Source organism: Polynucleobacter sp. AM-25C3 (assembly GCF_018882335.1).
Classification (GTDB): Bacteria; Pseudomonadota; Gammaproteobacteria; order Burkholderiales; family Burkholderiaceae; genus Polynucleobacter.
Window position 1 is genome coordinate 1 of record NZ_JACVOS010000017.1, and the last position, 24,237, is coordinate 24,237.

The window sequence follows — 24,237 nt, forward strand, 5'->3', positions numbered from 1 at the left end:
ACCCTGAGGTAGCCCCCAGACTTTAAATACTCAGTAACTACTTTTAGCTTGAACTGCGTACTGTATTTGCTCATGAAGCTGACCCCTTTGAGTTGGATTTGGTGTCCAACTTTTGTGGGTCAGTTCAGTAGCGGGGCTTTTTACTTTTCCCTCCAAGCTACTAAAGCTGTGAACTTAACTGTAGAATGAATTGACTACACTCGTGCTCATCTAGAGAAATTTATATGAACTTTTTTTCAAAGTCATTTCTAATTGCCGGCTATTTAACTTGTTGCTCAGTTGCCTATGCACAAATCCCGGATACGCAATATTCCCAAGGAATTTCTTATATTTCTGGCGGAGTAGGCGAGGAGGAATCTTCCGCTATCCTGGCTGAAGCAAAGCAGTGGCCGCTTTTGTTGGAGTTGTCGCAATTGGAAAATGGCCGAGGTGTTTGGATTTTTGGGGCGAAGATCAAGATTTTGGATGCCAAAAATCAAGTAATATTCGATGCGCAGGCTGATGGCCCGTATATTTTGATCAATCTGACTGCTGGCCAATATCTGATTGAGGCCTCCTATCAGGGGGTTTTGCAGAAGAGACCCGTTCTCATTCAGGCTTCCGCACCTCAAAAGTTGTCTATTTTTTGGAAATAGGTTTTCATAAGAGGAAAGCTTGTACGACCAAGTTAGGTTGACTCTCCTAAATAGCCTCTATAATTGCCTAAGCGATTGAATTAAAAGAAATTTATTCTTTAAATGCTGTTTTAGGTCGTTTGACAGCCCTTAATGGGTCTTGGACAATGCCTGAGGTGGTTTGATTCAAGCCATTTCCTTCGATGACAGCCATTAATTCCTCCATTCCAACTTCTTCCACGCCGATGCTTGAAGCTCGGTCGATTACTTGCGTGCGCGGTGAGCGAGAACTGTTTTCTGACTTGGATTTGCAGGTGTTTCCTGGTCAGTGCCTCCATATTCGTGGAGAGAACGGCGTTGGAAAAACAAGTCTTTTGCGCTTGCTCACTGGTCTGGCTTCACCAGAGTCAGGTGAGATCCTTTGGAATGGGTATCCCATCAAGAAAGAGGTGTCGGAATATCACGGCAAGCTATTATTTTTAGGGCATCGCGATGCACTTAAAGAGGATCTCAGTGCCCTTGAAAATTTGCGCATGTATGCAGCGATTGATGGCGCTGTGCTTTCAGAACAAGATGCTTTTGCTTCCTTGTGGCGATTTGGCCTAAAGGGACGTGAGGATCTACCTGTTAATTGTTTGTCTGCGGGTCAGAAAAAACGCGTCTTAATGGCTCGGATGCTGACGCGCCGTGCGCAAATCTGGATTTTGGATGAACCCTTTAACGCCTTAGATGCTCACGCGGTACACGAGTTGCAAGAATTAATTACAGAGCATCTTGAGAGTAATGGCCTGGTAGTGTTGACAAGTCATCAGCCTTTATCTATTTCAGGGCTACGGGTGCTTGATCTATGAATGCCTTTATTGCCATCGTCCACCGCGACCTATTGCTCGTCATGCGTCGTAAGAGTGAGGTCTTAACCGCATTATTTTTCTTTGTCATTGTGACAAGTTTGTTTCCGTTAGGAATTGGCGCTGATACTGCCTTGCTGAGAAAGATTGCACCAGGCGTCATTTGGGTAGCAGCTTTGCTCTCAACCTTGCTTGGCTTGCAGCGGATGTTTGCGGCCGATTATGCAGATGGCACTTTAGAGCAATTAGTCTTATCCCCGAATTCATTTACTGCATTGGTGTTTGGTAAGGTGCTTGCACATTGGTTGGTGTGCGGACTGCCCTTAGTCTTATTGGCACCCGTGATCGGTATTCAGTTTGATTTGGATGCCCAATCTTTGAAGGTATTGATGGCGGCGCTATTATTGGGGACACCTGTTCTATCATTATTGGGCTCGATTGGAGCGGCTTTAACTTTAGGGGTGAGGGGTGGCAGCGTGTTGATGAGCCTCCTGATTTTGCCACTTTATATTCCCGTATTGATTTTTGGTGCTGGCGCTGTGTACGCCAGCAACGTAGGACTTGATATCACAGGACACTTTTCTCTACTGGGCGCTTTATTCATTTTGGCATTAGCATTTGTGCCTTGGGTTAGCGCTACTGCTGTAAAGATTGCCATTGAATGAGTAATGTAAATAACTTAGCCTCTAGTCGTGTGACGAACTGGTTCAAATTTTCGAGCCCGAGTACCTTTTATCCCTTGGCTGGAAAAATGATTCCTTGGTTCTGGGCGCTCGCTATTATTTTTGGGGTGGCTGGCTTGTGGGTGAGTTTTTTTGTAGCGCCAGTAGATGCCGTACAAGGTCAGGGTTACCGCATTATTTTTATTCATGTCCCCGCTTCTTGGATGTCGATGTTCATCTATTTAGTGATGGCTGCTTGGGCAGGCTTAGGTTTGGTATTTAATACGCGCCTATCTGCCATGATGGCGCAGGCGCTTGCGCCGATTGGTGCGTGGATGGCTTTTCTATCTCTATGGACCGGCGCCTTTTGGGGTAAGCCAATGTGGGGTGCTTGGTGGGTTTGGGATGCTCGTTTAACTTCTGAGCTCATCCTCTTGTTTTTATATCTTGGATTTATAGCCTTACAAGCATCGATTGATAATGCTCGCCGAGCAGATAAAGCTGGGGCGATCTTGGCTTTAGTTGGCGTAGTGAACGTGCCTATTATTTATTTTTCAGTGAAATGGTGGAATACCTTGCATCAAGGTGCCTCCGTTTCTTTAACGAAGGCGCCAGCCATGGCTCAGACGATGCTCTGGGGAATGTTGTTGATGGCTTTATGCTTGTGGATGTACTCAATCGCAGTAGGGTTAATGCGTGTGCGTGCCATCATTTTAGAGCGCGAGGCTCATACTGATTGGGTGAAGCAGTTACATGAGGTGAAGCGTTGATGTGGAATAGTCCAGCTGAATTCTTTGCAATGGGCGGTTATGCGCTATATGTCTGGTGCAGTTTTGGGGTGTGCGCATTGGTGTTCTTAATTGAGCCCTTGGCTGTCCGTGCGCGCCATAAGGCGATTGTGCGTAGACTACAACGCGAAGTGATGGCGGAGCAGTTTGATCAAAAGGGCGGAAAGTGAAACCAAGACATAAACGAGCAGCTATTATTGTTGGCGCACTCATTGCCATTGGTATTGCGGCGGTATTAATTTTGAATGCGCTAAACAGTAATATTGCTTTATACGTTACCCCAAGTGAAGTGGCTGCTGGCAAATCACCCGCTGGCCAAGTTTTTAGAATTGGTGGTATGGTCAAAGATGGATCAGTTAAACGAGATGGTTTAACTGTGCACTTTGTGATTACCGATATGGTGAAAGATATTCCGGTTGCCTACACTGGCATTCTTCCGGATTTATTTAAAGAAGGTAAGGGCGCCGTGATTCAAGGTCGTCTCGATCCAAGCGGACAATTTATTGCCAGCGAAGTACTGGCCAAGCATGATGAAAACTATATGCCACCTGAGGCTAAACATGCTTTAGAACAAGCTCAAAAAAATGGAAGTAAATAATGGTTCCTGAGTTTGGGCATTACGCATTAATCCTCGCCTTATGTGTCGCTATTATTCAAGGAATACTTCCTTTGGTTGGGGCACATCAAGGCCGACGCGAGTGGATCCTGTTGGCTAGACCAGCCGCTCAAACCGTTTTCTTCTTACTCGCAATTGCTTTCTTTATCTTGGCATGGAGCTTTTATACCAATGATTTTTCTGTTCTTTATGTGGCAGAGCATTCAAACTCGCAAATGCCGGTAATTTATCGCTTAGGCGCTGTATGGGGTGGGCATGAAGGTTCTTTATTGCTATGGATCTTCTTATTATCTACTTGGACATTTTTGGTATCCCAGCTCTCTAAGTCGCTTGATGAATTTATGGTGGCGCGTGTGATTGGCGTCTTGGGCTTAGTCATCACCGGTCTGCTCTTATTTGTTCTGATGACCTCCAATCCGTTTGAGCGACTCTTACCAGCCGCTCAGGATGGACGCTCTTTAAATCCGCTTTTACAAGATCCAGGCTTGGTATTTCATCCGCCCATGCTATACATGGGTTATGTTGGTTTCTCGGTGGCTTTTGCATTTGCAATTGCCTCTTTATTATCCGGTCGCCTTGATGCGGCTTGGGCGCGTTGGTCGCGTCCTTGGACAACCGCTGCTTGGGTGTTTTTAACTCTCGGTATTGCGCTCGGTTCTTGGTGGGCTTATTACGAATTGGGTTGGGGTGGCTGGTGGTTCTGGGACCCGGTTGAGAATGCCTCATTCATTCCCTGGTTGGTTGGCACTGCTTTACTACATTCTTTGGCAGTGACAGAGAAGCGCGGTGGCTTTAAGAGTTGGACGGTGCTGTTGGCGATTACTGCTTTCTCACTTTCACTCTTAGGCACCTTCTTAGTGCGCTCTGGAGTGCTGACTTCAGTGCACGCATTTGCGACCGATCCGAAGCGCGGTATCTTTATTTTGATTTTCTTGGTATTAGTAGTGGGTTCATCCTTAATGCTCTACGCTTGGCGCGCTCCCAAAAGTACGCTTGGTGGCAAGTTCAGCCTAACTTCGCGTGAAACCTTTATTTTGCTTGGCAATGTTTTCTTGGTAGTGTCAGCGGCATCGGTGCTGTTGGGTACGCTCTACCCCTTATTGATTGATGCCCTGCATTTAGGAAAGATCTCGGTAGGCCCCCCATACTTCAATAGCGTCTTCGTGCCGATCATGATTCCTTTGTTGGTATTGATGGGGATTGGACCTTGGACAAGCTGGAAAAACTCCAATCTATTGGATGTAATTAAGCGTTTATGGATCGCAGCATTGGTAGCCATGATTGCCGCCGCTTCAATTCCGTTTGTGATGGGTGAATTTACTTGGCTTAGCAGCCTTGGTTTCTTACTGGCCTTCTGGGTAATTGCTTCTGGAGTACTGCAAATTATTCGACAAGCAAAAGCAGGCAATCCAACTCGTTCATTTATTGGCATGCAAGTCGCCCATCTTGGAATAGCAGTGTTTGTCATCGGCGTCACGATGGTGGGTGCCTATCAAGAAGAAAAAGATGTGCGCATGCTTGCAGGCGAAAGCGTGAGTGTTGGTGGTTATCAAATTCAGCTGCAAGGTGTGAGCGCTGTTCCTGGACCAAACTATAAGGCGATGCAAGGTACTTTCTTGCTGACCCGTAATGGGAAGGTAGAGGCTACGATGTATCCAGAAAAGCGCAGCTATTTTTCTTCAACCATGCCAATGACCGAGGCAGCGATTGACGTTGGCCTAACTCGAGATATTTACGTTTCCTTGGGTGAGGAGTTGGAGGATAAGTCATGGGCTGTCAGGGTTTATTACAAGCCTTTCGTAGATTGGATTTGGGCTGGATGTTTATTGATGGCCTTAGGTGGAGTGTTGGCAATGTCAGATAAACGCTATCGCATGAAGTTGCGTAAGGGCGTCGCATGAAAGCCAAGTTTTTAATCCCACTACTCTTGTTTGCCATTCTGGTTGTATTTTTGGCGGTAGGCTTAAATCGCGATCCCCATGAGGTGCCTTCACCATTGATTGGTAAGCAAGCACCTGCCTTCGAGTTGCCTCAACTAGCAGACCCCCAAAAAACTTTTTCACCAGAGAGTATGAAAGGCAAGCCCTGGATTTTAAATGTATGGGCCTCTTGGTGTGTTGCTTGTCGTGAAGAGCATCCAGTTCTTGTTGAGCTAGGCAAGTTGCAGGTGGCCCCGATTATTGGATTAGATTACAAAGATAAGCGTGACGATGCTATGGCCATGCTCGTTCGCCAAGGCAATCCTTACTCTTTATCTGCTTTTGATGCCAATGGCCGAGTGGGGATTGATTACGGTGTCTATGGTGTTCCGGAGACCTATGTGATTGACAAGACTGGCGTGATTCGTTTTAAACATATTGGACCGATCACTATGGAATTACTCAACAAGAAGATTATTCCTTTGCTGGGTGAGCTTAAATAATGTTGAGAAAAGCACTCCTCTCTACCTTGCTTGTTTTTGCAGTGGCAGGCTCCATGAATCTTGTTTTAGCTAAAGATGCAGTGCCACTTGCTGATGATCCAGTTACTGAGCAACGCCTGATTGTGATTTCAGAAGAAATGCGTTGCTTGGTTTGTCAGAATGAATCTCTCGCAGGATCACGCTCTGATTTAGCGAATGACTTGCGTAGAGAAATTCGTATTTTGATTAAAGAAGGCAAGACAGACGAGCAAATTCGGAGTTTTATGGTGGAGCGTTACGGTGATTTTGTTTTATATCGTCCACCCGTTAAGCCGATTACTTGGCTTCTATGGATAGGTCCTTTCGTTATATTGCTCGCGGGCATTATTGGGCTAATAGTTTATTTGCGTCGCAGAAATCAGAGCATGCCTGGCACTACGCTATCGGATGAAGATAATCGCCGTATTGACGCACTGCTAAAGGACGCAAAATCCAGTTCAACAGAAAATGCACATGACTAGTTTTTTGATCCCCGCTCTCCTCTTGTTGATTTTGGTCTTGGTGCTGCTGTTGCGCCCATTCTTTTTCCCCGCAAAAGAATCTGCAACTTCACGTCGTCAAATGAATGCGGCTATTTATAGAGAAGAGCTTGATAAGCTCGAGGCTGATCGTTTATCAGGCGCTGTTGATGCAGCTAACTATGAACAAGCCCATGCAGAAATGCGTCAACGTCTTTTTCAGGATACGGATGAGGCAGATGATCTGGCTGTATTGGGCTCTCCCAAGAAAACCATTATTGGAATTTGCATCTTCGTAGTGTTGCTTTCAGCAGGCTTTTACTTTTTCTTAGGCGATGCCCCTCGAATTGCCGAGAAAAATGCTGAAAGGCCCATGACTCAAGAGTCCGTTGAAAAAATGGTTGCTGAGTTTGCTGCCAAGATGGAAAAAGAGCCAAATAATCTCCAGGGCTGGGCCATGCTGGCGCGATCCTATCGGATTTTGGGTCGCAATGCTGAGGCTGAAAAAGCCTATGCACGTGCAGGATCTTTTGTGGATGCCGATCCGCAATTATTGGCAGACTATGCTGATGTCTTGGCAGAAAATGCCAATGGCAATTTTGCTGGCAAGCCACTACAACTGATTAATAAAGCATTAGCGCTAGACCCAAATAATTTATTAGCTTTATGGCTCTCTGGAACTGCAGCTTTTAATGCGCAAAACTATAAGGCAGCAGTTCAGTCTTGGGAGAAGTTGGCAAAACAACTACCTCCCGATACGGATGAGGCTCGCGCAATTTCTGCCTCGATTGCTGAAGCACGTAGCAAAGGTGGGCTCGCTCCAGCTAGTGCGCCGGTGATTAGTGATAAAGGCGTGAGCGGTCAAATCGACATTGCCCCTGATCTGAAATCTAACATCAAGGCGGGTGATGTGTTGATGGTGATTGCCCGTAAGCCGGGTGAGCGTATGCCTGTAGCCGTCCTCAAAACTCCAGTAACTGCATTCCCGATAAGTTTTGTTCTAAATGATGCCTTGGCGATGAGTCCTAATGCGTTGATTTCTCAATTGCCTGAAGTGTCGGTTGAGGTGCGTATCTCCAAAACCGGGATGGCAATGCCAGAGTCTGGCGACTTGATCTCGACGCCGCAAACGATCAAAGTTGGCACAACAAATACCTGCTTAAAGATTGATCAAGTTAGACCTTAATTAGCCTCGACCAACAAATGGCATATTACTTGCCATGATGGTCATCGACAGAATATTGCTCTCTAAGGGTAGTTGGGCCATGTGTAGTACCGCCTGCCCAACGTGATCCACATCCATTAAAGGCTCAACCTTTTTTGAGCCATCCGCTTGCGTAATTCCGGCGGCCATGGGAATAGTCATTTCAGTACTCGCATTGCCAATATCAATTTGACCGCAGGTAATGTTGAATGGGCGTCCGTCTAAGGCAATTGATTTGGTTAATCCTGTAATCGCATGCTTGGTAGCTGTGTACGGCGCAGACATCGGTCGGGGTGCGTGTGCAGAGATGGAGCCATTGTTGATAATTCGACCGCCTTGTGGCGATTGCGCCTTCATCATGCGGATAGCCTCTTGGGAGCACAGGAAGGCTCCACAGAGATTGGCATTGACCACATTCATCCATTGTTCATAGCTAAGCTCTTCCATCGGGATTGCTGGGGCTCCCAAGCCAGCATTATTAAAGAGCACATCAATGCGACCAAACTGCTTTTGGATTGCTGAAAATAGGCGCTTTACTTCCTCTGGCTTGCCTACATCGCAAGCAATCGCCAGGCAATTGTGACTGTCCCCACCAATGTCTTGGATAGCCAGATTGAGTTTTGCAAGCTTTCTGCCGGTCAGGACAAGACAATAGCCACCCTGCAAAAGCGCTTTTGCCGCTGCTTTGCCGATACCCGTTCCAGCTCCGGTGACTAGAGCTACCTTATTGAGGGCTGAGTTCATTGTTGTCCTAATGGTTCTTTAAAAACCCCATCTTATCTCGAAACAATTCGAATGAATTCATTCTGTTACGGATTCTGGAGCTCGGGGCATAATGGCAAAAACGAGAAGAATTCTTATGAACTTCATACGCAAAAATATCTACAACCCCTTAGCGCTTGGCCTCGCGTTTTTGATCGTGGTTGCCATTCTTTTTGCAACGCTTTGGGTTTTGGTGCCACCACCACCCAGATCAATTGAATTAGCGACGGGCTTTCCTACGGGTCTCTATCAGAAGTTTGGTGAAAGGCTCCAAAGTGAATTGGCAGAAGAGGGAATTTCTCTCAAGTTGCGCACTACTGGCGGAACGAGTGATAACTTGGCCTTGTTAAATGATCCCCACTCGGGCATTGATTTTGCGATGGTCCAAGGTGGTGTGGCTGACATCTCTAAATATCCTAATTTTGTTTCGATTGCCGGTGTGTTTTATGAGCCGGTTTGGGTTTGGTATCGGGAGTCTAGCTTTAAAGATGACGCAGGGCGATTAAGCTTATTGAGTCAATTGAAGGGTAAGCGCGTTTCGATTGGTAATGAGGGTAGCGGCACACTGACTCTGGCCTCTCAATTGCTTGAGGCTAGTGGATTAAGTCTAAGTGATGTTCATGCTGAAAAGCTCAAACCGCTTCAAGCGCTGGAAAAGTTTAAAAAAGGTGAGTTAGACGCTGTGTTTTTGGTGAGTGCAGCCGAAGCACCTCTTGTAAGAAGTTTTTATGAAACCCCCGGGATTCGCTTGATGAGTTTTGATCAGGCTGAAGCCTACGTCCATTTATTCCCCTTCCTGTCAAAGGTCACGGTACCCCGTGGCGTCGTGAGTATTTCTTATGATCTCCCACGTCAAGATATTCAGGTATTGGCTGCCACAGCCACTTTAGTGGGCAAGGAAGATATGAGCCCCGCTTTAGTGACTCTTCTACTTGGCGAAACTTACGATATTCTGAAAACCTATTCATATTTGCAAAAGCCGGGAGAGTTTCCCTCTGGAGCGGGCCTAGATTTTCCTTTGCACGTTGATGCGGAAATCTACTTAAAAGATGGCCCCTCTTTCTTGCATCGCCACCTGCCTTTCTGGACGGCGGTGTGGATTGGGCGATTTGCCAAGATTGTGATTCCATTGCTGGTCATCTTGATCCCCTTATTTACCTACATTCCTGCAGTCAAAAATTTATTATTGCGACTGAAGTTATCGCAGGTTTACGATGAGCTCAAAGTGATCGAAAGAAACGCATCCAATCCAGAGTTAAAAGAAAAGAACTATAAAGATTTGGCGGACATTGAGCGAAGGGTGGGTAATATCAAAGTCTCGATGCTCGATGCCAAAGAGTTATATGACCTAAAAGGGCATGTGGGTGAGGTGCGTGGCCGTTTAAATTTAAACGCCTAAAATATCCCCATGACTCTTTCAAACCTATTGCCCCCGCTTACGCCTGCTAAGGAGTTAACTCAATCCTTGCGAGGCGATGGTTTTGCTGTTATCTCGGCGCAAGACGTCGCGCAAATGGCTGGCGTGGAGCTCGATCAGTTACTGGGTCTTACGCAGTTTTGGGAGGGCTTGCCCCGAGATCCTTATCTCAGAGATGGGGGTCGATATCGCTTCCGTCGCCATTCAAGTTTTGAGATCAAAGGCTCATCCATGACTATGGTGCCGCATCGCGCCCATTGGCAATCGGTGGATTACAACGCCCTGCACGGAGGAATTGAGCGTTGGTTCGAGCCCTCACAAGCTCAGCTCACAAGCAACCCCGCCTGGCAATCTCTTTTAATGGGTTTGGCTCGTGTACTAAGTGGCGTCAAACCTGTAAGCACTTGGTTTGTTGAGGCACATCAATTTCGGATTGATACTACTGATGGAATTGGACGGCCAACCCCTGAGGGCGCGCACCGTGATGGCGTAGATTTTGTCGCTGTATTTTTACTCAACCGGGTTGGGATAAAAGGTGGTGAGACTCGCATCTTTGAGGCGGGTGGTTCTGCGGGATTACGATTTACGTTAACTCAGCCCTGGTCTCTATTACTTATGAATGATGAAAGAATGATTCATGAATCTACCCCTATTCAGCCAACAGGGCCTCATGGCTACCGAGATACATTGGTTCTGACTTACCGTTCGAATGGATTTCAGGATTCGCCAAACCGCAGCCAACAGTAGGTCTTATCGGGTCTCGATGAGCGGTAGAATGGCCTATCTCTTGGTAAGCTCCTATGCGTTTTAAACCTACTGGTTACACACCTCTCATGCTGATGGCGCAAACCTGCGCGCTATTGGGTTTCGCTTGTTATGCCGTGGTGTTAACGACTCTCCAAGACGAATGGCAGCTGAGCAATTTGCAATCGGGCTTAATCGCCAGTGCTTTTTTCTTCGGCTATATGTTGATGGTTCCCTTGGCAACCGCACTAACTGATCGCGTTGATGCGAAAAAAGTTTATTTGGTTGGTGGACTCTCTGCTACTTGCGGCTTGCTGGGTATGAGTCTCTTTGCGTATAACTTCTGGTCCGCCTTAATATTTATGGCTCTCAATGGTGCGGGACTGGCGGGTACCTATATGCCAGGCTTAAAAATTCTGTCGGATCGAATCAAAACAGGTGAGCTCACTAGGCATATTGCTTTCTACACCGCCTTTTTTGGCATTGGCACCGGCTTCTCTTATTTGTGTTCAGGCTGGATCTTAAATGCGTTAGGCTGGCGATATGTTTTTGGACTCATCGCCTTGGGCCCATTTACTGCATTTTTGATTATGCTCTTATTTATTCCTGCACTCGCTCATGAGAAATGGCAGGGCCCTATTCAGATCCGATTGCACGATATTTTTCCAGTCGATAAATGGCGCTTGGTTTTGCAAGATAAAACTGCATCTGGATTTATTTTTGGTTATACCGCTCACTCTATTGAACTATTCGCATCTCGTAGTTGGATCGTCGCCTTTTTTGGTTTTTGTGCGATTGTTTCAGGCGAACCATTTTTATTAACTGCTACTACACTTGCGGGAGTGATTAATTTCTTTGGTGTTCCATCATCGATTTTAGGAAATGAGATTGCCTTAAGGATGGGGCGTCAAAATTGGATTTGTTTTGTGATGGCGATGAGCGCTCTATTCGGTGTGGCCTTAGCCTTATCAACGGGCCAATCTTGGTGGATTATTGTTGCACTCGCTGTTGGGCATACGATTTTTATCATGGCCGATTCGGCTACCTTAACTGCCGGTTTAGTAGTTAGCGCCCAAGAAAATATTAAAGGTGCAGCAATGGGCTTGCATTCCTTAATGGGCTTTGGTGGCGGTTTATTAGGCCCTGCGATTTTTGGTTTTGTTCTTGATGTAACCGGTTCACGTGCCTCTCAAATTTCTTGGGTCTGGGCTTATGCTGCTGTAGTGATTTGGGGCATTCTCTTTGTCATCTACGAGCGTCGTAGCGGCTGGGCCAGCAAAGCTCTAGCGCGAAATCAATAGCCATCTATGAGCGCCTCCTTACCAAGCAATAGCTGCTATCACTGCGGAAGTTTTATTCTTCCTGGGGATTCCTATGAACTTGACTTAGGTGGCATTTCTAGACAATTTTGTTGTGCTGGCTGCATGGCAATCGCGCAAACGATTCATGGTGAAGGTCTTGAGGTGTTCTATGCGCGCCGTGCACAGTCAAGCGACAAGCCTGCGGCTTATCTTGCCTCAAATGAAATTCCTGCCAGTCTTGCCCCTTATGATGACCCGTCTTTACTGTGTCGCTATACACGACCAAGTGGTGAGGATGGGAATCTAGAAACTACTTTACGACTTGAGAAGATTCGCTGTGCTGCTTGCGTATGGTTATGCGAGCAACACTTAAGGCGCATTCCCGGTGTTAAGGATGTGCAAATCAATTACGTGAGTCAAAAAGTAAAAGCAGAGTTCTCCCCTGAGCAAACTAGTTTGGCGCGTTTGCTCTTTGAGGTGGAGCGCATTGGTTACGAAGCTTGGCCTTTCGAGCCCTCTCTGTCGATTGAAAAATCAAAAAAAGAGCGACGTCAATTACTGACTAGGCTTGGTGTTGCCATGCTGGGGATGATGCAGGTCATGATGTATGCATGGCCATCCTATGTGGGTGATAGCGACATTACCGCGGAGTATGACTTGCTTTTAGGCTGGACTAGTTGGGTCTTAACGGTGCCGGTGATGGTGTATTCAGCGGGGCCGATTTTTCAAGCCGCTTGGCGCAGTGTCGCTTCATTTCGTCAAACACATATGCTGGGAATGGATGTGCCAATTGCTTTGGCTTTGGCGCTGGCGTTTTGTGCAGGGACTATTAATTTAGCGACAGGCGCTGGGCACGGTTACTTTGACTCTATCACCATGTTCGTAGCGTTTATTTTGGCAGCACGCTATGTAGAGTTATTGGCGCGCCAAGATGCGCAGGGTGGGGCGGAAGCTTTGGCTAAACAATTACCCGCTACCTGCGAGCGGGTATCGAATTATCCGGCATCTTTGCAGGTAGAAATTGTGCCGGTAATTAATTGCAATCCTGGCGAGGTTCTTCGTGTTCCGCCAGGGGATGTTGTGCCGGCTGACGGCATTCTGATTGAGTGCGAGAGCGCCCTCGATGAATCCTTGCTGACGGGCGAGTCAAAACCCATTGATAAAAAAATTGGTGATCGGGTTTATGCGGGAACCCATAACATTCTGAATCCCTTACTCATGAGAATCGATGCGGTAGGCCAATCTACGCGCATCGCTGGTATTGCCTCCCTATTGGACCAAGCATTACAAGCGAAGCCCTTGATGGTGAGTCTCGCAGAAAAGTGGGCAGGATATTTTGTCGGCTTTTTATTATTGGCTGCATTTTTGTCCTCAGCAATTTGGTTGTACGTTGATCCAAGTAGAGCGTGGACAGTGCTCGTTTCAGTGTTGGTCGCTAGTTGCCCATGCGCTTTATCTCTTGCGGTGCCAACAGCGATGGCAGCAGCTCAAGGCGCAGTAACAAAGCTGGGCTTACTCATTGTGCGAGGTCATGTGCTAGAAGGTTTAGTTAAGGCAACTGACTTAGTGCTTGATAAAACCGGCACTCTTACGATGGGTCAACCAGAATTAACCGAAGTTCTGATTGCCCGCCCAGAATTTTCTCGGGCAGATGCGCTCAGTCTTGCTGCTTCAATGGAAGCGGGGCAGAAACATCCTTTGGCACTTTCTTTACTGCGCGCTGCTGAAGCTGACAATCTCTTGCTGACGACCTTAACTGAGCCCGTTAGTAATTTATTGGGTAAAGGCCTTAGCTCGGGCGCTTATCGACTGGGAAGTGCTGCCTGGACCGGAGCTCAGCAGATTGCGCAAGAGGGTCAATATGGGCAAGTGCATTTGGCAGATGACAAAGGGTTGATTGCCAGCTTTCTTTTCTTGGATACGCCAAGAGCTGGTGTAGAGAAATTGCTAGCCGCTGCAGCATCTCGCAAGATCACCGTGCATTTAGTTTCCGGGGATGATCCTGCAACGGTGGCTTGGTGGGCGCATGAAGTGGGGATTGATCATTTTCAAGGCGCTTGCTCGCCGGAAGATAAATACCATTACATAGAGCGTTTGCAAAAAGAGGGTCACTTTGTGTGGGCTATTGGCGACGGTATTAACGATGCACCCTTGTTGGCTAGGGCAGATGTCTCGATTGCGGTGGGTGCAGGGGCGCCGCTCGCTACAGCAGGTGCAGATGCGATATTGACGGCGAGTTCATTGGCTCCCTTGGCTAAATCCCTATTATTAGCGGATAAAACCCAGATGATCATTAAAGAAAACCTCATTTGGGCGCTGGTTTATAACTTACTGGCTATTCCGGCGGCCATGATGGGCTGGGTTAATCCCTGGGTTGCAGGGATTGGGATGTCTCTTTCCTCCCTGGCGGTCACATTAAACGCTTGGCGCTTGAGAAAGGCCTAGACTAAGGGTATGGAAAGCCTTTTTCTCTTAATCCCCCTGTCATTGATCCTGGTTGGCGTTTTAGCTTGGATTTTGCGTTGGTCCGTAAAAAGCGGTCAATTTGATGATTTGGATGGCCCGGGTCAGGCGATTTTGATGGATGATGATACGCCAAAATCTAAAAATGTTAGTGATCACTCTCAAAAATAGCCACATCTTCAATGAATATGGCTAAGTTCCATCGATTAACAGAGTGTTAAATAGGTACAAATGCCCCCATCCTTTTTGATGTAGATCAAAACACCCAATACAGCTTACTTTGATAATGAATCCAGTCTATTTGGATTACGTCGCTGTTTGGTCACAACAAAAGGAGAAACCATGGGACTTACCGTGGGGAACAATCAAGATACCTTCAATTACAAGGTTATCAGCCAATTTGCCATTGTTACGGTACTTTGGGGAATCGTGGGCATGCTGGTGGGGGTTATTCTCGCAGCTCAGTTAATCTGGCCTGAAATCACTTTCAATATCCCTTGGTTAAGTTATGGCCGCTTGCGTCCGTTGCACACCAATGCGGTGATTTTTGCTTTTGGTGGGTCTGCGCTTTTTGCTACCTCGTACTACATCGTGCAACGCACGTGTCAGGTGCGGCTGTTCTGTGACAAGTTAGCGGCATTTACATTCTGGGGTTGGCAAGCAGTCATCGTATTGGCTGCAGTAACTTTGCCACTGGGTATTACTACTTCTAAAGAGTATGCAGAATTAGAGTGGCCGATCGACTTGTTGATTACGGTAGTTTGGGTTGCGTATGCAGTTGTGTTCTTCGGTACTGTGATCAAACGCAAGACTAAACATATCTACGTTTCAAACTGGTTCTTCGGCGCTTATATTTTGACGATTGCGGTCTTGCATATTGTTAACAATATTGAGATGCCAGCAAGCCTCTTTAAGTCCTACTCAGCATACGCAGGCACACAAGATGCGATGATTCAGTGGTGGTATGGTCATAACGCAGTAGGCTTCTTCTTGACCACTAGCTTCTTGGGCATGATGTACTACTTCATTCCAAAGCAAGCAGAGCGCCCAATCTATTCATATCGTTTGTCCATTGTTCACTTTTGGGCGTTGAACTTTACTTATATGTGGGCTGGTCCTCACCATTTGCAACACACTTCATTGCCTGATTGGACTCAATCATTAGGTATGGTGTTCTCCTTGATTTTGTTGGCTCCATCATGGGGTGGCATGATTAACGGCATCATGACTTTATCTGGCGCATGGCATAAATTACGTCGTGACCCAATCTTGAAGTTCTTGGTAGTAGCGTTGTCTTTCTACGGTATGTCTACGTTCGAAGGTTCAATGATGTCTATTAAGACTGTGAACAGCTTGTCGCATTACACAGACTGGACTATTGGTCACGTGCATTCAGGTGCCCTCGGTTGGGTTGCCATGATTACGATTGGTTCCCTGTATTACTTGATCCCACGTTTGGTTGGTCAACGTGATATGTACAGCACGAAGTTGATCGAAGTGCATTTCTGGATCGCAACGATTGGTGTAGTGATTTATATCGCTGCAATGTGGATTGCTGGGGTAATGCAAGGTCTGATGTGGAGAGCTTTCGAGCCAGACGGTACCTTGACTTACAGCTTCGTTGAGTCTGTTAAAGCAACCTATCCTTTCTATGTAATTCGTTTATTAGGTGGTCTGTGCTACTTGAGCGGCATGTTCGTCATGGCCTACAACGTGTACAAGACAGTGATTGGTAAAAAATTCATTGACGCCGCTATTCCACAAGCGTCAGTAGCAGCTCATTAAGGATAAGAACATGTCAGAACAACGTCGATTTTTCTCCCACGAAACGCTTGAGCGTAATGTTGGTTGGTTGATCATTGCCACCATTGCCGCAATTTCGATTGCTGGCTTGGTGCAGATCGTGCCTTTATTTTTCCAACACTCAACAACTGAGCCTAGCCCAGGTGTTGAGCCGTACTCAGCATTGCGTTTAGCAGGCCGTGATATTTATCAGCGCGAAGGTTGCTTGGGTTGTCATTCCCAGCAGATCCGTACTTTGCGCTCTGAAGTAGAGCGTTACGGTCCCTACTCTTTGGCTGGTGAGTCAGTATTTGATCATCCATTCTTGTGGGGAAGTAAGCGTACTGGTCCAGATTTAGCTCGTGTTGGTGGTCGCTATTCCGATGATTGGCATCGTATTCATTTGCGTAACCCGCGTGATGTCGTGCCTGAGTCAAATATGCCTGGTTACCCATACCTGCAAAAGCCAGCAGCCGCTGATACGATTTCTTCGCACATGACTGCAATGCGTCGTTTGGGTGTTCCTTATACCGACGAGCAAGTTGCAAATGCGCCAAAAGAGTTGGAAGGCAAAACTGAAGAGGACGCATTGATTGCGTACTTGCAAGGTTTGGGTGTGAATCGCCGCTATATTGTTGTTGATGAGGTTGTTGCTAAGTAATTACTTAGCCAATTGAATCTTATGCAAACTATTGCACCCTACCTCTCAGCCATTTCAAGCGTGCTTGGCTTGGCTGTATTTTTAGGAATCGTTTGGTGGGCTTGGTCTTCTAAAAGACAAGCCGCCAATCAAGAGTCCGCCGAACTCCCGTTCGATCTTCCCGATGAATTTAGTAAGGACAAATCATGAGTGACTTTCTTGGTGCCGGTTGGAGTACCTATATCGCCTTAGTAACACTGGTGGGTATTTTTTGGTGCGTATGGCTACTGTTTTCTCAACTTAAGATCAAGGTTAAGCTTAGGCCTGATGGCGAAGTGGCTGATACTGGCCATGTATGGGACGGCGATCTACGTGAATTGAATAACCCATTGCCACGTTGGTGGATGTGGATGTTCCTGCTCTCATGCATCTTCGCTTTGGTTTACTTGGTACTGTATCCAGGCTTAGGTTCTTATCCGGGCATCTTGGGTTACAGCACAGATAATGCGCTGATGTCCTCTATGACTACTGCTAATGATGAGCTAAAGCCTGTTTACGCTAAGTACGTAAAAATGGATGTTCAGCAAGTTGCTGCAGATCCAAAAGCACGTGAAATGGGTCAACGTTTGTTCTTGAACTCTTGTGCTCAGTGCCACGGTTCAGACGCTGGTGGCTCTAAAGGCTTCCCGAACTTGACTGATGGCGACTGGCTCTATGGTGGTTCACCAGAAAATATTAAGACAACTATTGTGAATGGTCGTGCAGGTGTCATGCCTCCATTCCCGCAGCTCGATAGCAAGCAAATTGTGGATGTTACGAACTATGTTCGTAGCCTCTCAGGTTTACCTGTAGATGACTTGAAGGTAGCTCGTGGCGCAGAAGTATTTAAAGCCAATTGTGTGGCTTGTCACGGTGCTGATGGTAAAGGCAATATTGCTTTAGGTGCTCCTAACCTGACAGATAAGACTTGGTTATATGGTAGTTCAGAAGCAACTATTGTTGAAACGATTACTAAAGGTCGCATGGCGATGATGCCTGCTCAAGATAAAGTATTAAGTCCTGAAAAGATTCATCTCTTAACTGCTTATGTTTGGGGCTTATCCAACAATAAGACAGCTGCAGCTAAGTAAGTAACGTCAAATAGTGTCAGATAATTCGCCGGTTGGGAAACCTATTCCTATAGATGTCATTGAGGAATCTCTTTACGAGGTTCGGCGAAAGATCTACCCACGTTCCGTTAGCGGGCTGTTCGCCCGCTGGCGCTTTATCTTGGTATTCGCAACACAGCTTCTGTTCTATGGCCTTCCTTGGGTGAGTTGGAATGGTCGTCAAGCTGTTCTCTTCGACTTAATTCAACGTAAGTTTTACATCTTCGGTCTGGTTCTATGGCCACAGGATGTGATCTATCTCACGCTCTTATTGATTCTTTCGGCATTAGCACTATTTCTGTTTACTGCGGTTGCCGGTCGATTGTTTTGTGGCTATGCCTGTCCTCAAACGGTCTATACCGAAATCTTTATGTGGATCGAGCGCAAGGTTGAGGGTGATCGATTTGCGCGTATTCGCTTGGATGGAGAAGAGTGGCCTTGGAGTGTCCGTAAGTGGCGCCTCAAAATCACTAAGCATTTCCTGTGGCTCTTAATTGCCTTCTGGACTGGCTTTACCTTCATTGGTTATTTCACTCCAATTGAAACTCTCAGCGCTGCCATTTTGCATTTGGCGCTAGGTCCGTGGCAAACCTTCTGGTTGTGTTTCTATAGCTTTGCCACTTGGGGTAACGCAGGTTTTATGCGTGAACAAGTTTGTAAGTACATGTGTCCGTACGCACGCTTCCAAAGCGTGATGGTGGACAAAGATACTTTCTTGGTGACCTACGATAAGGTTCGCGGAGAGCCTAGAGGTAGTCGTAGCAAGTCAGCTGATCTTGCCACTCTGGGTCTGGGAGATTGCGTAGATTGCAGTATCTGCGTACAAGTCTGCCCGACCGGTATTGATATTCGTGATGGCCTCCAATATATGTGTATTGGTTGTGGTGCATGTATTGACGCTTGCGATCAAGTGATGGAAAAAGTCGATTATCCAAAAGGGCTGATTCGGTATACGACCGAGCGGGCAATTGAGGATAAAGAAACCAATCAAAGTGCGATTCGTCATATTTTGCGCCCTCGGGTATTGATTTATATGGCCTTCATTACCGTTCTTACTGGCGCGTTCCTATTTTCACTGGCAACCCGCAATCCTTTGCGAGTTGACGTGATGCGTGACCGAGGTGCATTGGCTCGCGAGGTTGATGGGGTCAGAATTGAAAATATCTACCGCATTCAGATTATGAATGCCTCAGAAAACAAGATGAATGTCCAGGTGAAGGCCGCTGGATTAGATGACTTAAAAATCCTCAACTCTCAAGGTAAAGTGGTTACTGAGATTGAAGTTGGGCCAGCAAGTAATTTGCTGATGCCTATTAAAGTTAGCACTGCAATTGGAACAAACCAGCCTGGTAACTACCCAATTCATTTTGATGTAATAGCGCAAGAAATGTCGGGAAATGAGATGATTACCAGAACCCGCGATGAAAAATCTAGCTTTATTATTCCCCGCTAAGCTGTATAGCAAAAGATAGAGAGGATGAATATGTCAGAACAACAAGTAAACAAGCCATGGTTTAAGCAGCTGTGGCCATGGTTGCTCATTAGCGGACCCGCTATTGCCGCTATTGGATGCATGATCACTATTTATCTCGCTGTGAACTTGTATGCAGACAAGCCGGTGCGTGATGGTGTTGTTAAGCGTGGGCTAAAAGTTGAGCAACTCAAAGTAGAACAACTTAAAGAAGAGCAGGGTCGTAAATGAAGTACCGCCTATTCATCTGGATTATGTGGCCATCATTTTTGGTCTCAATTTTGGCTGAAGGCTTGCTCTTTAGCATCGTGCATCCCGCCGAGCTATTATTCTTTGGCTATCACCCAAATATTTCCGATGAAGGTATTTACACCATCGGTTTTTTTGTTATCTGGATCTTCTGCTCATTCTCGAGCGCCTTAACTGCCTACATTCTGCCGGGCATTAATGCGGACGGCGATAAAGGACCCGATCGAGGCTTGATTTAATTAAAGACTGAAGTTTTGGGCGATTAGGTGCTACAGGGCTTGATCTGAACAGTGCGATCTGGATTGGGAATGCTAGCTAATTCATGAAGACCGTCCATATCAATCAGCTTAATATGACGTTGCTTAATTTGAATCAGACCTGATTCTGCAAATCGAGACAGCATGCGGCTCACCGTCTCAATCTGAATCCCTAGGTAGCTACCAATCTCGACGCGACTCATGCGTAAATCAAACTCATTATTTTGATAACCGCGGGCAGCTAAACGCTGAGAAAGATTCAGCAAGAAGGTAGCTAAGCGCTCTTCTGCGCGCAAGCTTCCAAGCGACAGTAGGTGACGTTGATCTTGGGAGAGTTCGCGGCTCAGAATGCGATGGAACTGTTTTTGAAGTACCGGAATCTGGCGGGCTAAATCCTCAAACGCCTCATATCGAATGATGCAGACTTCACTCTCTTCAAGGGCGATCGCCTCAGATTGATAATGCCCATCACCAATACCATCTAAACCTAAGATTTCTCCAGGAAGATGAAATCCGATCACTTGCTGACGACCATCCTCTAGGCAGTATTCAGTTTTTAATGTCCCGAATCGGATGCTGTACACCGCGCTTAAGGCTTCACCATGGCGATACAGACTTTCCCCTTTTTGGAGGTTAACACGCTCTTTAACGAGGGTATCGATCTTGGCAATGTCGGTAGGGCTGATCCCAACTGGCAAGCAAAATTGACCCAGTACGCATACTGAGCATTTGCTGCTTGGGGCATCCGAGCTGGTGTAATTCATATTGGATCTAGTTATCAGACCAGTTTATTCTACTAGGATTATGTGTAATTCTGATATTTTCCTCCAACATGGCAGACATCTAGATGTTAACTACTAGTCTATTGCTGGCGGTCTTCCTGGGTGCTCTCGTGAGTGGTTGGCACTGCGCCTTAATGTGTGGCGGCATTGCGGCGGCAATTGAGCGCCAGGGCGATGATCGGGGCGCTACTTATGTCCCCTTGCAGAGTAAGTCTCAGCTGTTTTATCTGCAACTAATCATGCATCTGGGTCGTTTGACGACCTATGTTTTGCTTGGAGCTGCCGCCGCTTGGATTGGTGTCGTACTTTGGCAGCAGAATATGGTCCCGATTCAGCGCCCATTATTTGCTTTTACATCCTTGATTTTGATCCTCATGGGACTGCGATTACTGCGTCAGAACTCTAAAAGTCCTTTACTGGTAGGTAAGTGGCTAGGCGCGCGCATGGCCGGCTATTGGGCTAAATATTTAGGGCGCTTTGCTGGACGCTCATCGCGTTGGTTTAGCGGCATGTTGTGGGGTCTTGTACCTTGCGGATTAGTGTACAGCGTTTTGCCACTAGCTTTTTTGTCTGGGGACGTCTGGACAGGCGCTGCTCTGATGTTGGCATTTGGGTTGGGAACCTTGCCTAATTTATTGCTGATCTCTAAATTTTCTGCAGCGCTAACTCAGTTTGGTCAATACATCTGGGTGCGATATATTGCTGCCGGCCTTTTATTAGTCGCTGGCATATTTGGCCTCTATCGTGCCTGGTATTTGCCTGAAGCTTTGCTAAAGGGTGGTTTCTGTATCAGTTAATGCGACTGACTAATTGCAGCAGCAATACCATGTTGTAGATCTGGGTAGATGAAATCGCTTGGTACTCTTTCGAGCAGCCCTCCACGAACTGCCATCTCATATGGCTGATGCGCCAGTCCACAAATCATGAGCCTAATGCTCCGCGCCTTACAGGCCTCCTCCAGCTCGAGGATGGCATCCATACCAGAGACATCGATGTAGATCACATTCTTTAGATCCAGCACTAAAGTCGTTGAAGGCAATTCATTTTCGATGCTCTCTAGAAGTTTTACGGCGCCAAAAAAGATGGCGCCATAGATTCTGAATGCAGAAATACTTCCTTGGTGTTGTTGGAGCTCTGGAAAATCAATTGCACTTGCTGGCTCGTAGCGCGACAAGCTCGAGATGCGATAAATAAATGTGATGAATGCAAAGAGTAAGCCGACTTGGATCGCCACTGTTAGGTCAAGTGCGATCGTGAGAAAAAATACACTCAACATGGTTAAGCGATAGGGTAGGCGAAATTGCTTGAGGTCCGCAAACTTTTTCCATTCACCCATATTCCAGGCAACATACATGAGGATGGCAGCCAAGCTAGCCAAGGGAATATTTTTGGCTAGTGGAGCCCCAAATAAAATAATTACCAGCAAGGTCACTGAGTGCACAATTCCCGCAATAGGCGTACTTGCGCCACTTTGTACGCTGGTAACTGTTCTAGCGATAGTGCCTGTAGCCGGCATGCCGCCAAAGAATGGAGTCACTAGATTGGCAATGCCCTGAGCCATCAACTCTTGATTGGAATCGTGGCGATCATGAATCAGTCCATCAGCAACCCGTGCACACAGCAGGGACTCAATTGCTCCTAGCAGGGCGAGAGTAATTGCGGGCGCAATAACAAACTGTGCGGTACCCCAGCTAATTGGAATCCATTCAAAGCTTGGCAGACCTGATGGAATGCCGCCAAAGCGACTGCCTATCGTATCTACAGGTAGGCTCAGTACGCTAGTGACGATGGTGGCTGCAGCCATCGCAATAACTGTTCCTGGTATATGACTCAGGTATCCAAGATGTTTTTGAATGGCCTTCCAGGCGATTAAAAGCGCGAGACTCCCGATCGATAACATCAGGGCAATCGGATTTACAGTATCAGCTGCAGCATACAAGGTCTGGACTGCTTGAAAAAATTCAGCGGGCATCTTTGTAATTTGTAGGCCAAAAAATTCTTTGATTTGAGAGAGGCCAATTAGTACAGCGATGCCATTGGTGAATCCAATAATGACGGCAACGGGAATAAATCGAATTAAAGTTCCAAGGCGAAAGAGGCCCATCAGGAATAGAAATACCCCAGACATGGCGGTGGCCAAGAGTAAGTTCGCGATCCCATAATGATCAACAATCCCGTAAACGATCACAATGAATGCGCCAGCTGGCCCACCAATTTGTACGCGGCTTCCACCTAATATAGAAATCAACCCTCCAGCAATGATGGCGGTGAAGATGCCCGCCTCTGGTTTGAGTCCACTGGCAATCGCAAATGCCATTGCCAAAGGCAATGCAACCACTCCAACCGTAATGCCTGCCAATACATCTTTGCTAAGGAGGGCGCCGCTATAACCTTTAAAAGAGTCGAGTATTTTTGGGTGAAAGAGATTCATGTATAGAAGGCCCTCAAGCTATCCGGCTACCAACCCAATAGGCAATTGTGGCAGAAAGTGCGGTGACGGCAGAGCCCCAAAGAATGTCAACAAACGCTAACCGAATAGGAAAGTCGCGAATGACTGCAAGATTAGTGAGGTCGTAAGTCATGTAGCAAAAGAAACCAAATAGGGCGCCATATTGCACTGCATAAATCCAAGACTGCTTGGAGATTGCCGGAAGAATGACAAAAATCGATGCACCTAGCGCATACAACAGATAAAAACCCAGTCCAGCTAGTAATTTAGGCTCACTGGCCATGAGCGAACCCATATCGTCGCGGTAAAGATTCTTAGCGATACCAAGAAGCCAAATTAAATCAATAATGATCAGCGATAGCAGAAACGAAAAATACACTGCAAAGTATTTGAGCAATTCAGCTTCCTTTTTATGCTTTTACAGGTGAGTAATAAGGATTATGATGGAACCAAAGGCATTAGGGATTAATTTAACAGGAGTCGATATGTTTAAGCACTTATTAGTACCCGTTGATGGTTCAGATGTGAGTAAAAAGTCCTTAAAAAAGGTGGCAGAGCTTGCTAAAGCAGATAAGGCAGCCGTAACCTTAGTGTATGTTTCTGATCCAATGCCACCGATGATCTATTCGGACAGCACTATGGGTTATGGTATTTCCCAAAAAGACCATAAGAAGGTGTGCGAGGCTTTTGCTAGCGATGTCTTTAAAAAAGCCACTATTGCATTGGGTGTTGGCGTCAAAGCCAATACCCTTCATATCCCCAATAGCAATTTATCAGAAGGTATTTTGGATGGCGCCAAGAAAGCAAAGGCAGATGTGATTGTGATGGCCTCACATAAACGCACTGGCATTAAGAGTGTTTTATTAGGTAGTGAAACACATGAAGTGATTGTGCATTCCAAGCTGCCCGTATTAGTTCTTGGTTAATACTTACGGCATTGAAAAATGAGGGGGTCCATCAGGACCCCCTTTTTTTCTGTATTTGACCCGTCCTGAAATAAGTTGACACTTTTTCTAATCAGAAAGGAAGTGTCAGATGGGTATTGGGATTAAGCGAACACAAAAAGATTACACCATGGCCTTTAAGTTGGCCGTTGTAGCGCAGGTCGAGCATGGGGAGAT

28 protein-coding genes are annotated in these 24,237 nt (G+C 46.5%); 24 read left to right on the forward strand and 4 right to left on the reverse strand.

Features of this window, described 5'->3' with window-relative positions:
- Positions 1-224: 224 nt before the first annotated feature.
- From ICN12_RS10050 to ccmI, 10 genes are all read left to right on the forward strand, one after another.
- Positions 225-635, forward strand: a complete 411-nt coding sequence (locus ICN12_RS10050; RefSeq protein ID WP_216272370.1) for a carboxypeptidase-like regulatory domain-containing protein — start codon at positions 225-227, stop codon at positions 633-635.
- A 182-nt stretch (positions 636-817) separates the two neighbouring features.
- Positions 818-1,465, forward strand: coding sequence for a cytochrome c biogenesis heme-transporting ATPase CcmA (gene ccmA / locus ICN12_RS10055; protein ID WP_255537792.1), 648 nt, complete (start codon positions 818-820; stop codon positions 1,463-1,465).
- Entirely contained in the window at positions 1,462-2,127 is a 666-nt protein-coding gene (gene ccmB, locus ICN12_RS10060; RefSeq protein WP_216272371.1) for a heme exporter protein CcmB, read from the forward strand. Before ccmA ends, ccmB begins: the two co-directional genes overlap by 4 nt.
- Positions 2,124-2,894 (forward strand): heme ABC transporter permease CcmC, encoded by a 771-nt coding sequence (gene ccmC / locus ICN12_RS10065; protein WP_216272372.1) that lies wholly within the window; start codon positions 2,124-2,126, stop codon positions 2,892-2,894. The genes ccmB and ccmC overlap by 4 nt, the downstream gene beginning before the upstream one ends.
- On the forward strand, positions 2,894-3,082 hold the full coding sequence (ccmD, locus tag ICN12_RS10070; RefSeq protein WP_216272373.1) for a heme exporter protein CcmD: 189 nt from the start codon (positions 2,894-2,896) through the stop codon (positions 3,080-3,082). The genes ccmC and ccmD overlap by 1 nt, the downstream gene beginning before the upstream one ends.
- A complete protein-coding gene (gene ccmE / locus ICN12_RS10075) occupies positions 3,079-3,510 on the forward strand; it encodes a cytochrome c maturation protein CcmE (protein WP_216272374.1) in 432 nt (143 codons plus the stop codon). Before ccmD ends, ccmE begins: the two co-directional genes overlap by 4 nt.
- A complete protein-coding gene (locus tag ICN12_RS10080; protein WP_216272375.1) occupies positions 3,510-5,429 on the forward strand; it encodes a heme lyase CcmF/NrfE family subunit in 1,920 nt (639 codons plus the stop codon). Before ccmE ends, ICN12_RS10080 begins: the two co-directional genes overlap by 1 nt.
- Entirely contained in the window at positions 5,426-5,950 is a 525-nt protein-coding gene (locus ICN12_RS10085) for a DsbE family thiol:disulfide interchange protein (protein ID WP_216272376.1), read from the forward strand. The genes ICN12_RS10080 and ICN12_RS10085 overlap by 4 nt, the downstream gene beginning before the upstream one ends.
- The gene (locus ICN12_RS10090; RefSeq protein WP_216272377.1) at positions 5,950-6,450 is read left to right on the forward strand and encodes a cytochrome c-type biogenesis protein; all 501 of its coding nucleotides are present in this window, start codon (positions 5,950-5,952) and stop codon (positions 6,448-6,450) included. The genes ICN12_RS10085 and ICN12_RS10090 overlap by 1 nt, the downstream gene beginning before the upstream one ends.
- Positions 6,443-7,633, forward strand: a complete 1,191-nt coding sequence (gene ccmI, locus ICN12_RS10095) for a c-type cytochrome biogenesis protein CcmI (protein ID WP_216272378.1) — start codon at positions 6,443-6,445, stop codon at positions 7,631-7,633. The genes ICN12_RS10090 and ccmI overlap by 8 nt, the downstream gene beginning before the upstream one ends.
- Here ccmI and ICN12_RS10100 read toward each other — a convergent pair whose 3' ends face one another.
- A complete protein-coding gene (locus ICN12_RS10100) occupies positions 7,634-8,395 on the reverse strand; it encodes an SDR family oxidoreductase (protein ID WP_216272379.1) in 762 nt (253 codons plus the stop codon).
- Positions 8,396-8,510: 115 nt separating this feature from the next.
- On the opposite strand from ICN12_RS10100, the gene ICN12_RS10105 reads away from it, so the two are divergent.
- From ICN12_RS10105 to ICN12_RS10160, 12 genes are all read left to right on the forward strand, one after another.
- Entirely contained in the window at positions 8,511-9,812 is a 1,302-nt protein-coding gene (locus ICN12_RS10105) for a TAXI family TRAP transporter solute-binding subunit (RefSeq protein ID WP_216272380.1), read from the forward strand.
- 9 nt (positions 9,813-9,821) lie between these two features.
- A complete protein-coding gene (locus ICN12_RS10110; RefSeq protein ID WP_216272381.1) occupies positions 9,822-10,577 on the forward strand; it encodes a 2OG-Fe dioxygenase family protein in 756 nt (251 codons plus the stop codon).
- A gap of 53 nt (positions 10,578-10,630) precedes the next feature.
- Positions 10,631-11,875: an MFS transporter gene (locus ICN12_RS10115; protein WP_216272382.1), complete on the forward strand. Its 1,245-nt coding sequence runs from the start codon at positions 10,631-10,633 to the stop codon at positions 11,873-11,875.
- Between the two features lie 6 nt (positions 11,876-11,881).
- Complete coding sequence (locus tag ICN12_RS10120; RefSeq protein ID WP_216272383.1) at positions 11,882-14,320, forward strand: heavy metal translocating P-type ATPase; 2,439 nt, start codon at positions 11,882-11,884, stop codon at positions 14,318-14,320.
- A gap of 9 nt (positions 14,321-14,329) precedes the next feature.
- Positions 14,330-14,509 carry a cbb3-type cytochrome oxidase assembly protein CcoS gene (gene ccoS, locus ICN12_RS10125; protein ID WP_216272384.1) on the forward strand — a complete coding sequence of 60 codons (180 nt, stop codon included), beginning with the start codon at positions 14,330-14,332 and terminating at the stop codon, positions 14,507-14,509.
- Between the two features lie 171 nt (positions 14,510-14,680).
- The gene (ccoN, locus tag ICN12_RS10130; protein WP_216272385.1) at positions 14,681-16,123 is read left to right on the forward strand and encodes a cytochrome-c oxidase, cbb3-type subunit I; all 1,443 of its coding nucleotides are present in this window, start codon (positions 14,681-14,683) and stop codon (positions 16,121-16,123) included.
- 10 nt (positions 16,124-16,133) lie between these two features.
- Complete coding sequence (ccoO, locus tag ICN12_RS10135; protein WP_216272386.1) at positions 16,134-16,781, forward strand: cytochrome-c oxidase, cbb3-type subunit II; 648 nt, start codon at positions 16,134-16,136, stop codon at positions 16,779-16,781.
- Positions 16,782-16,802: 21 nt separating this feature from the next.
- On the forward strand, positions 16,803-16,970 hold the full coding sequence (locus ICN12_RS10140) for a cbb3-type cytochrome oxidase subunit 3 (protein ID WP_216862185.1): 168 nt from the start codon (positions 16,803-16,805) through the stop codon (positions 16,968-16,970).
- Positions 16,967-17,890 (forward strand): cytochrome-c oxidase, cbb3-type subunit III, encoded by a 924-nt coding sequence (gene ccoP, locus ICN12_RS10145; RefSeq protein WP_216272387.1) that lies wholly within the window; start codon positions 16,967-16,969, stop codon positions 17,888-17,890. Before ICN12_RS10140 ends, ccoP begins: the two co-directional genes overlap by 4 nt.
- Before the next feature lie 13 nt (positions 17,891-17,903).
- Positions 17,904-19,361, forward strand: a complete 1,458-nt coding sequence (ccoG, locus tag ICN12_RS10150) for a cytochrome c oxidase accessory protein CcoG (RefSeq protein ID WP_216272388.1) — start codon at positions 17,904-17,906, stop codon at positions 19,359-19,361.
- Positions 19,362-19,391: 30 nt separating this feature from the next.
- On the forward strand, positions 19,392-19,610 hold the full coding sequence (locus ICN12_RS10155) for a FixH family protein (RefSeq protein ID WP_216272389.1): 219 nt from the start codon (positions 19,392-19,394) through the stop codon (positions 19,608-19,610).
- Positions 19,607-19,867 (forward strand): hypothetical protein, encoded by a 261-nt coding sequence (locus ICN12_RS10160; RefSeq protein ID WP_216272390.1) that lies wholly within the window; start codon positions 19,607-19,609, stop codon positions 19,865-19,867. The genes ICN12_RS10155 and ICN12_RS10160 overlap by 4 nt, the downstream gene beginning before the upstream one ends.
- Before the next feature lie 23 nt (positions 19,868-19,890).
- Here ICN12_RS10160 and ICN12_RS10165 read toward each other — a convergent pair whose 3' ends face one another.
- Positions 19,891-20,649: a helix-turn-helix domain-containing protein gene (locus ICN12_RS10165; protein ID WP_216272391.1), complete on the reverse strand. Its 759-nt coding sequence runs from the start codon at positions 20,647-20,649 to the stop codon at positions 19,891-19,893.
- Between the two features lie 83 nt (positions 20,650-20,732).
- Here ICN12_RS10165 and ICN12_RS10170 point away from each other — a divergent pair, with 83 nt between their 5' ends.
- Positions 20,733-21,464: a sulfite exporter TauE/SafE family protein gene (locus ICN12_RS10170; protein WP_216272392.1), complete on the forward strand. Its 732-nt coding sequence runs from the start codon at positions 20,733-20,735 to the stop codon at positions 21,462-21,464.
- Here the strand turns inward: ICN12_RS10170 and ICN12_RS10175 are convergent.
- Positions 21,461-23,098 (reverse strand): SulP family inorganic anion transporter, encoded by a 1,638-nt coding sequence (locus tag ICN12_RS10175; RefSeq protein ID WP_216272393.1) that lies wholly within the window; start codon positions 23,096-23,098, stop codon positions 21,461-21,463. The genes ICN12_RS10170 and ICN12_RS10175 overlap by 4 nt on opposite strands.
- Before the next feature lie 13 nt (positions 23,099-23,111).
- Complete coding sequence (locus tag ICN12_RS10180; protein ID WP_216272394.1) at positions 23,112-23,513, reverse strand: DUF2177 family protein; 402 nt, start codon at positions 23,511-23,513, stop codon at positions 23,112-23,114.
- A gap of 88 nt (positions 23,514-23,601) precedes the next feature.
- On the opposite strand from ICN12_RS10180, the gene ICN12_RS10185 reads away from it, so the two are divergent.
- Positions 23,602-24,042 (forward strand): universal stress protein, encoded by a 441-nt coding sequence (locus ICN12_RS10185; RefSeq protein ID WP_216272395.1) that lies wholly within the window; start codon positions 23,602-23,604, stop codon positions 24,040-24,042.
- Positions 24,043-24,237: the final 195 nt, after the last annotated feature.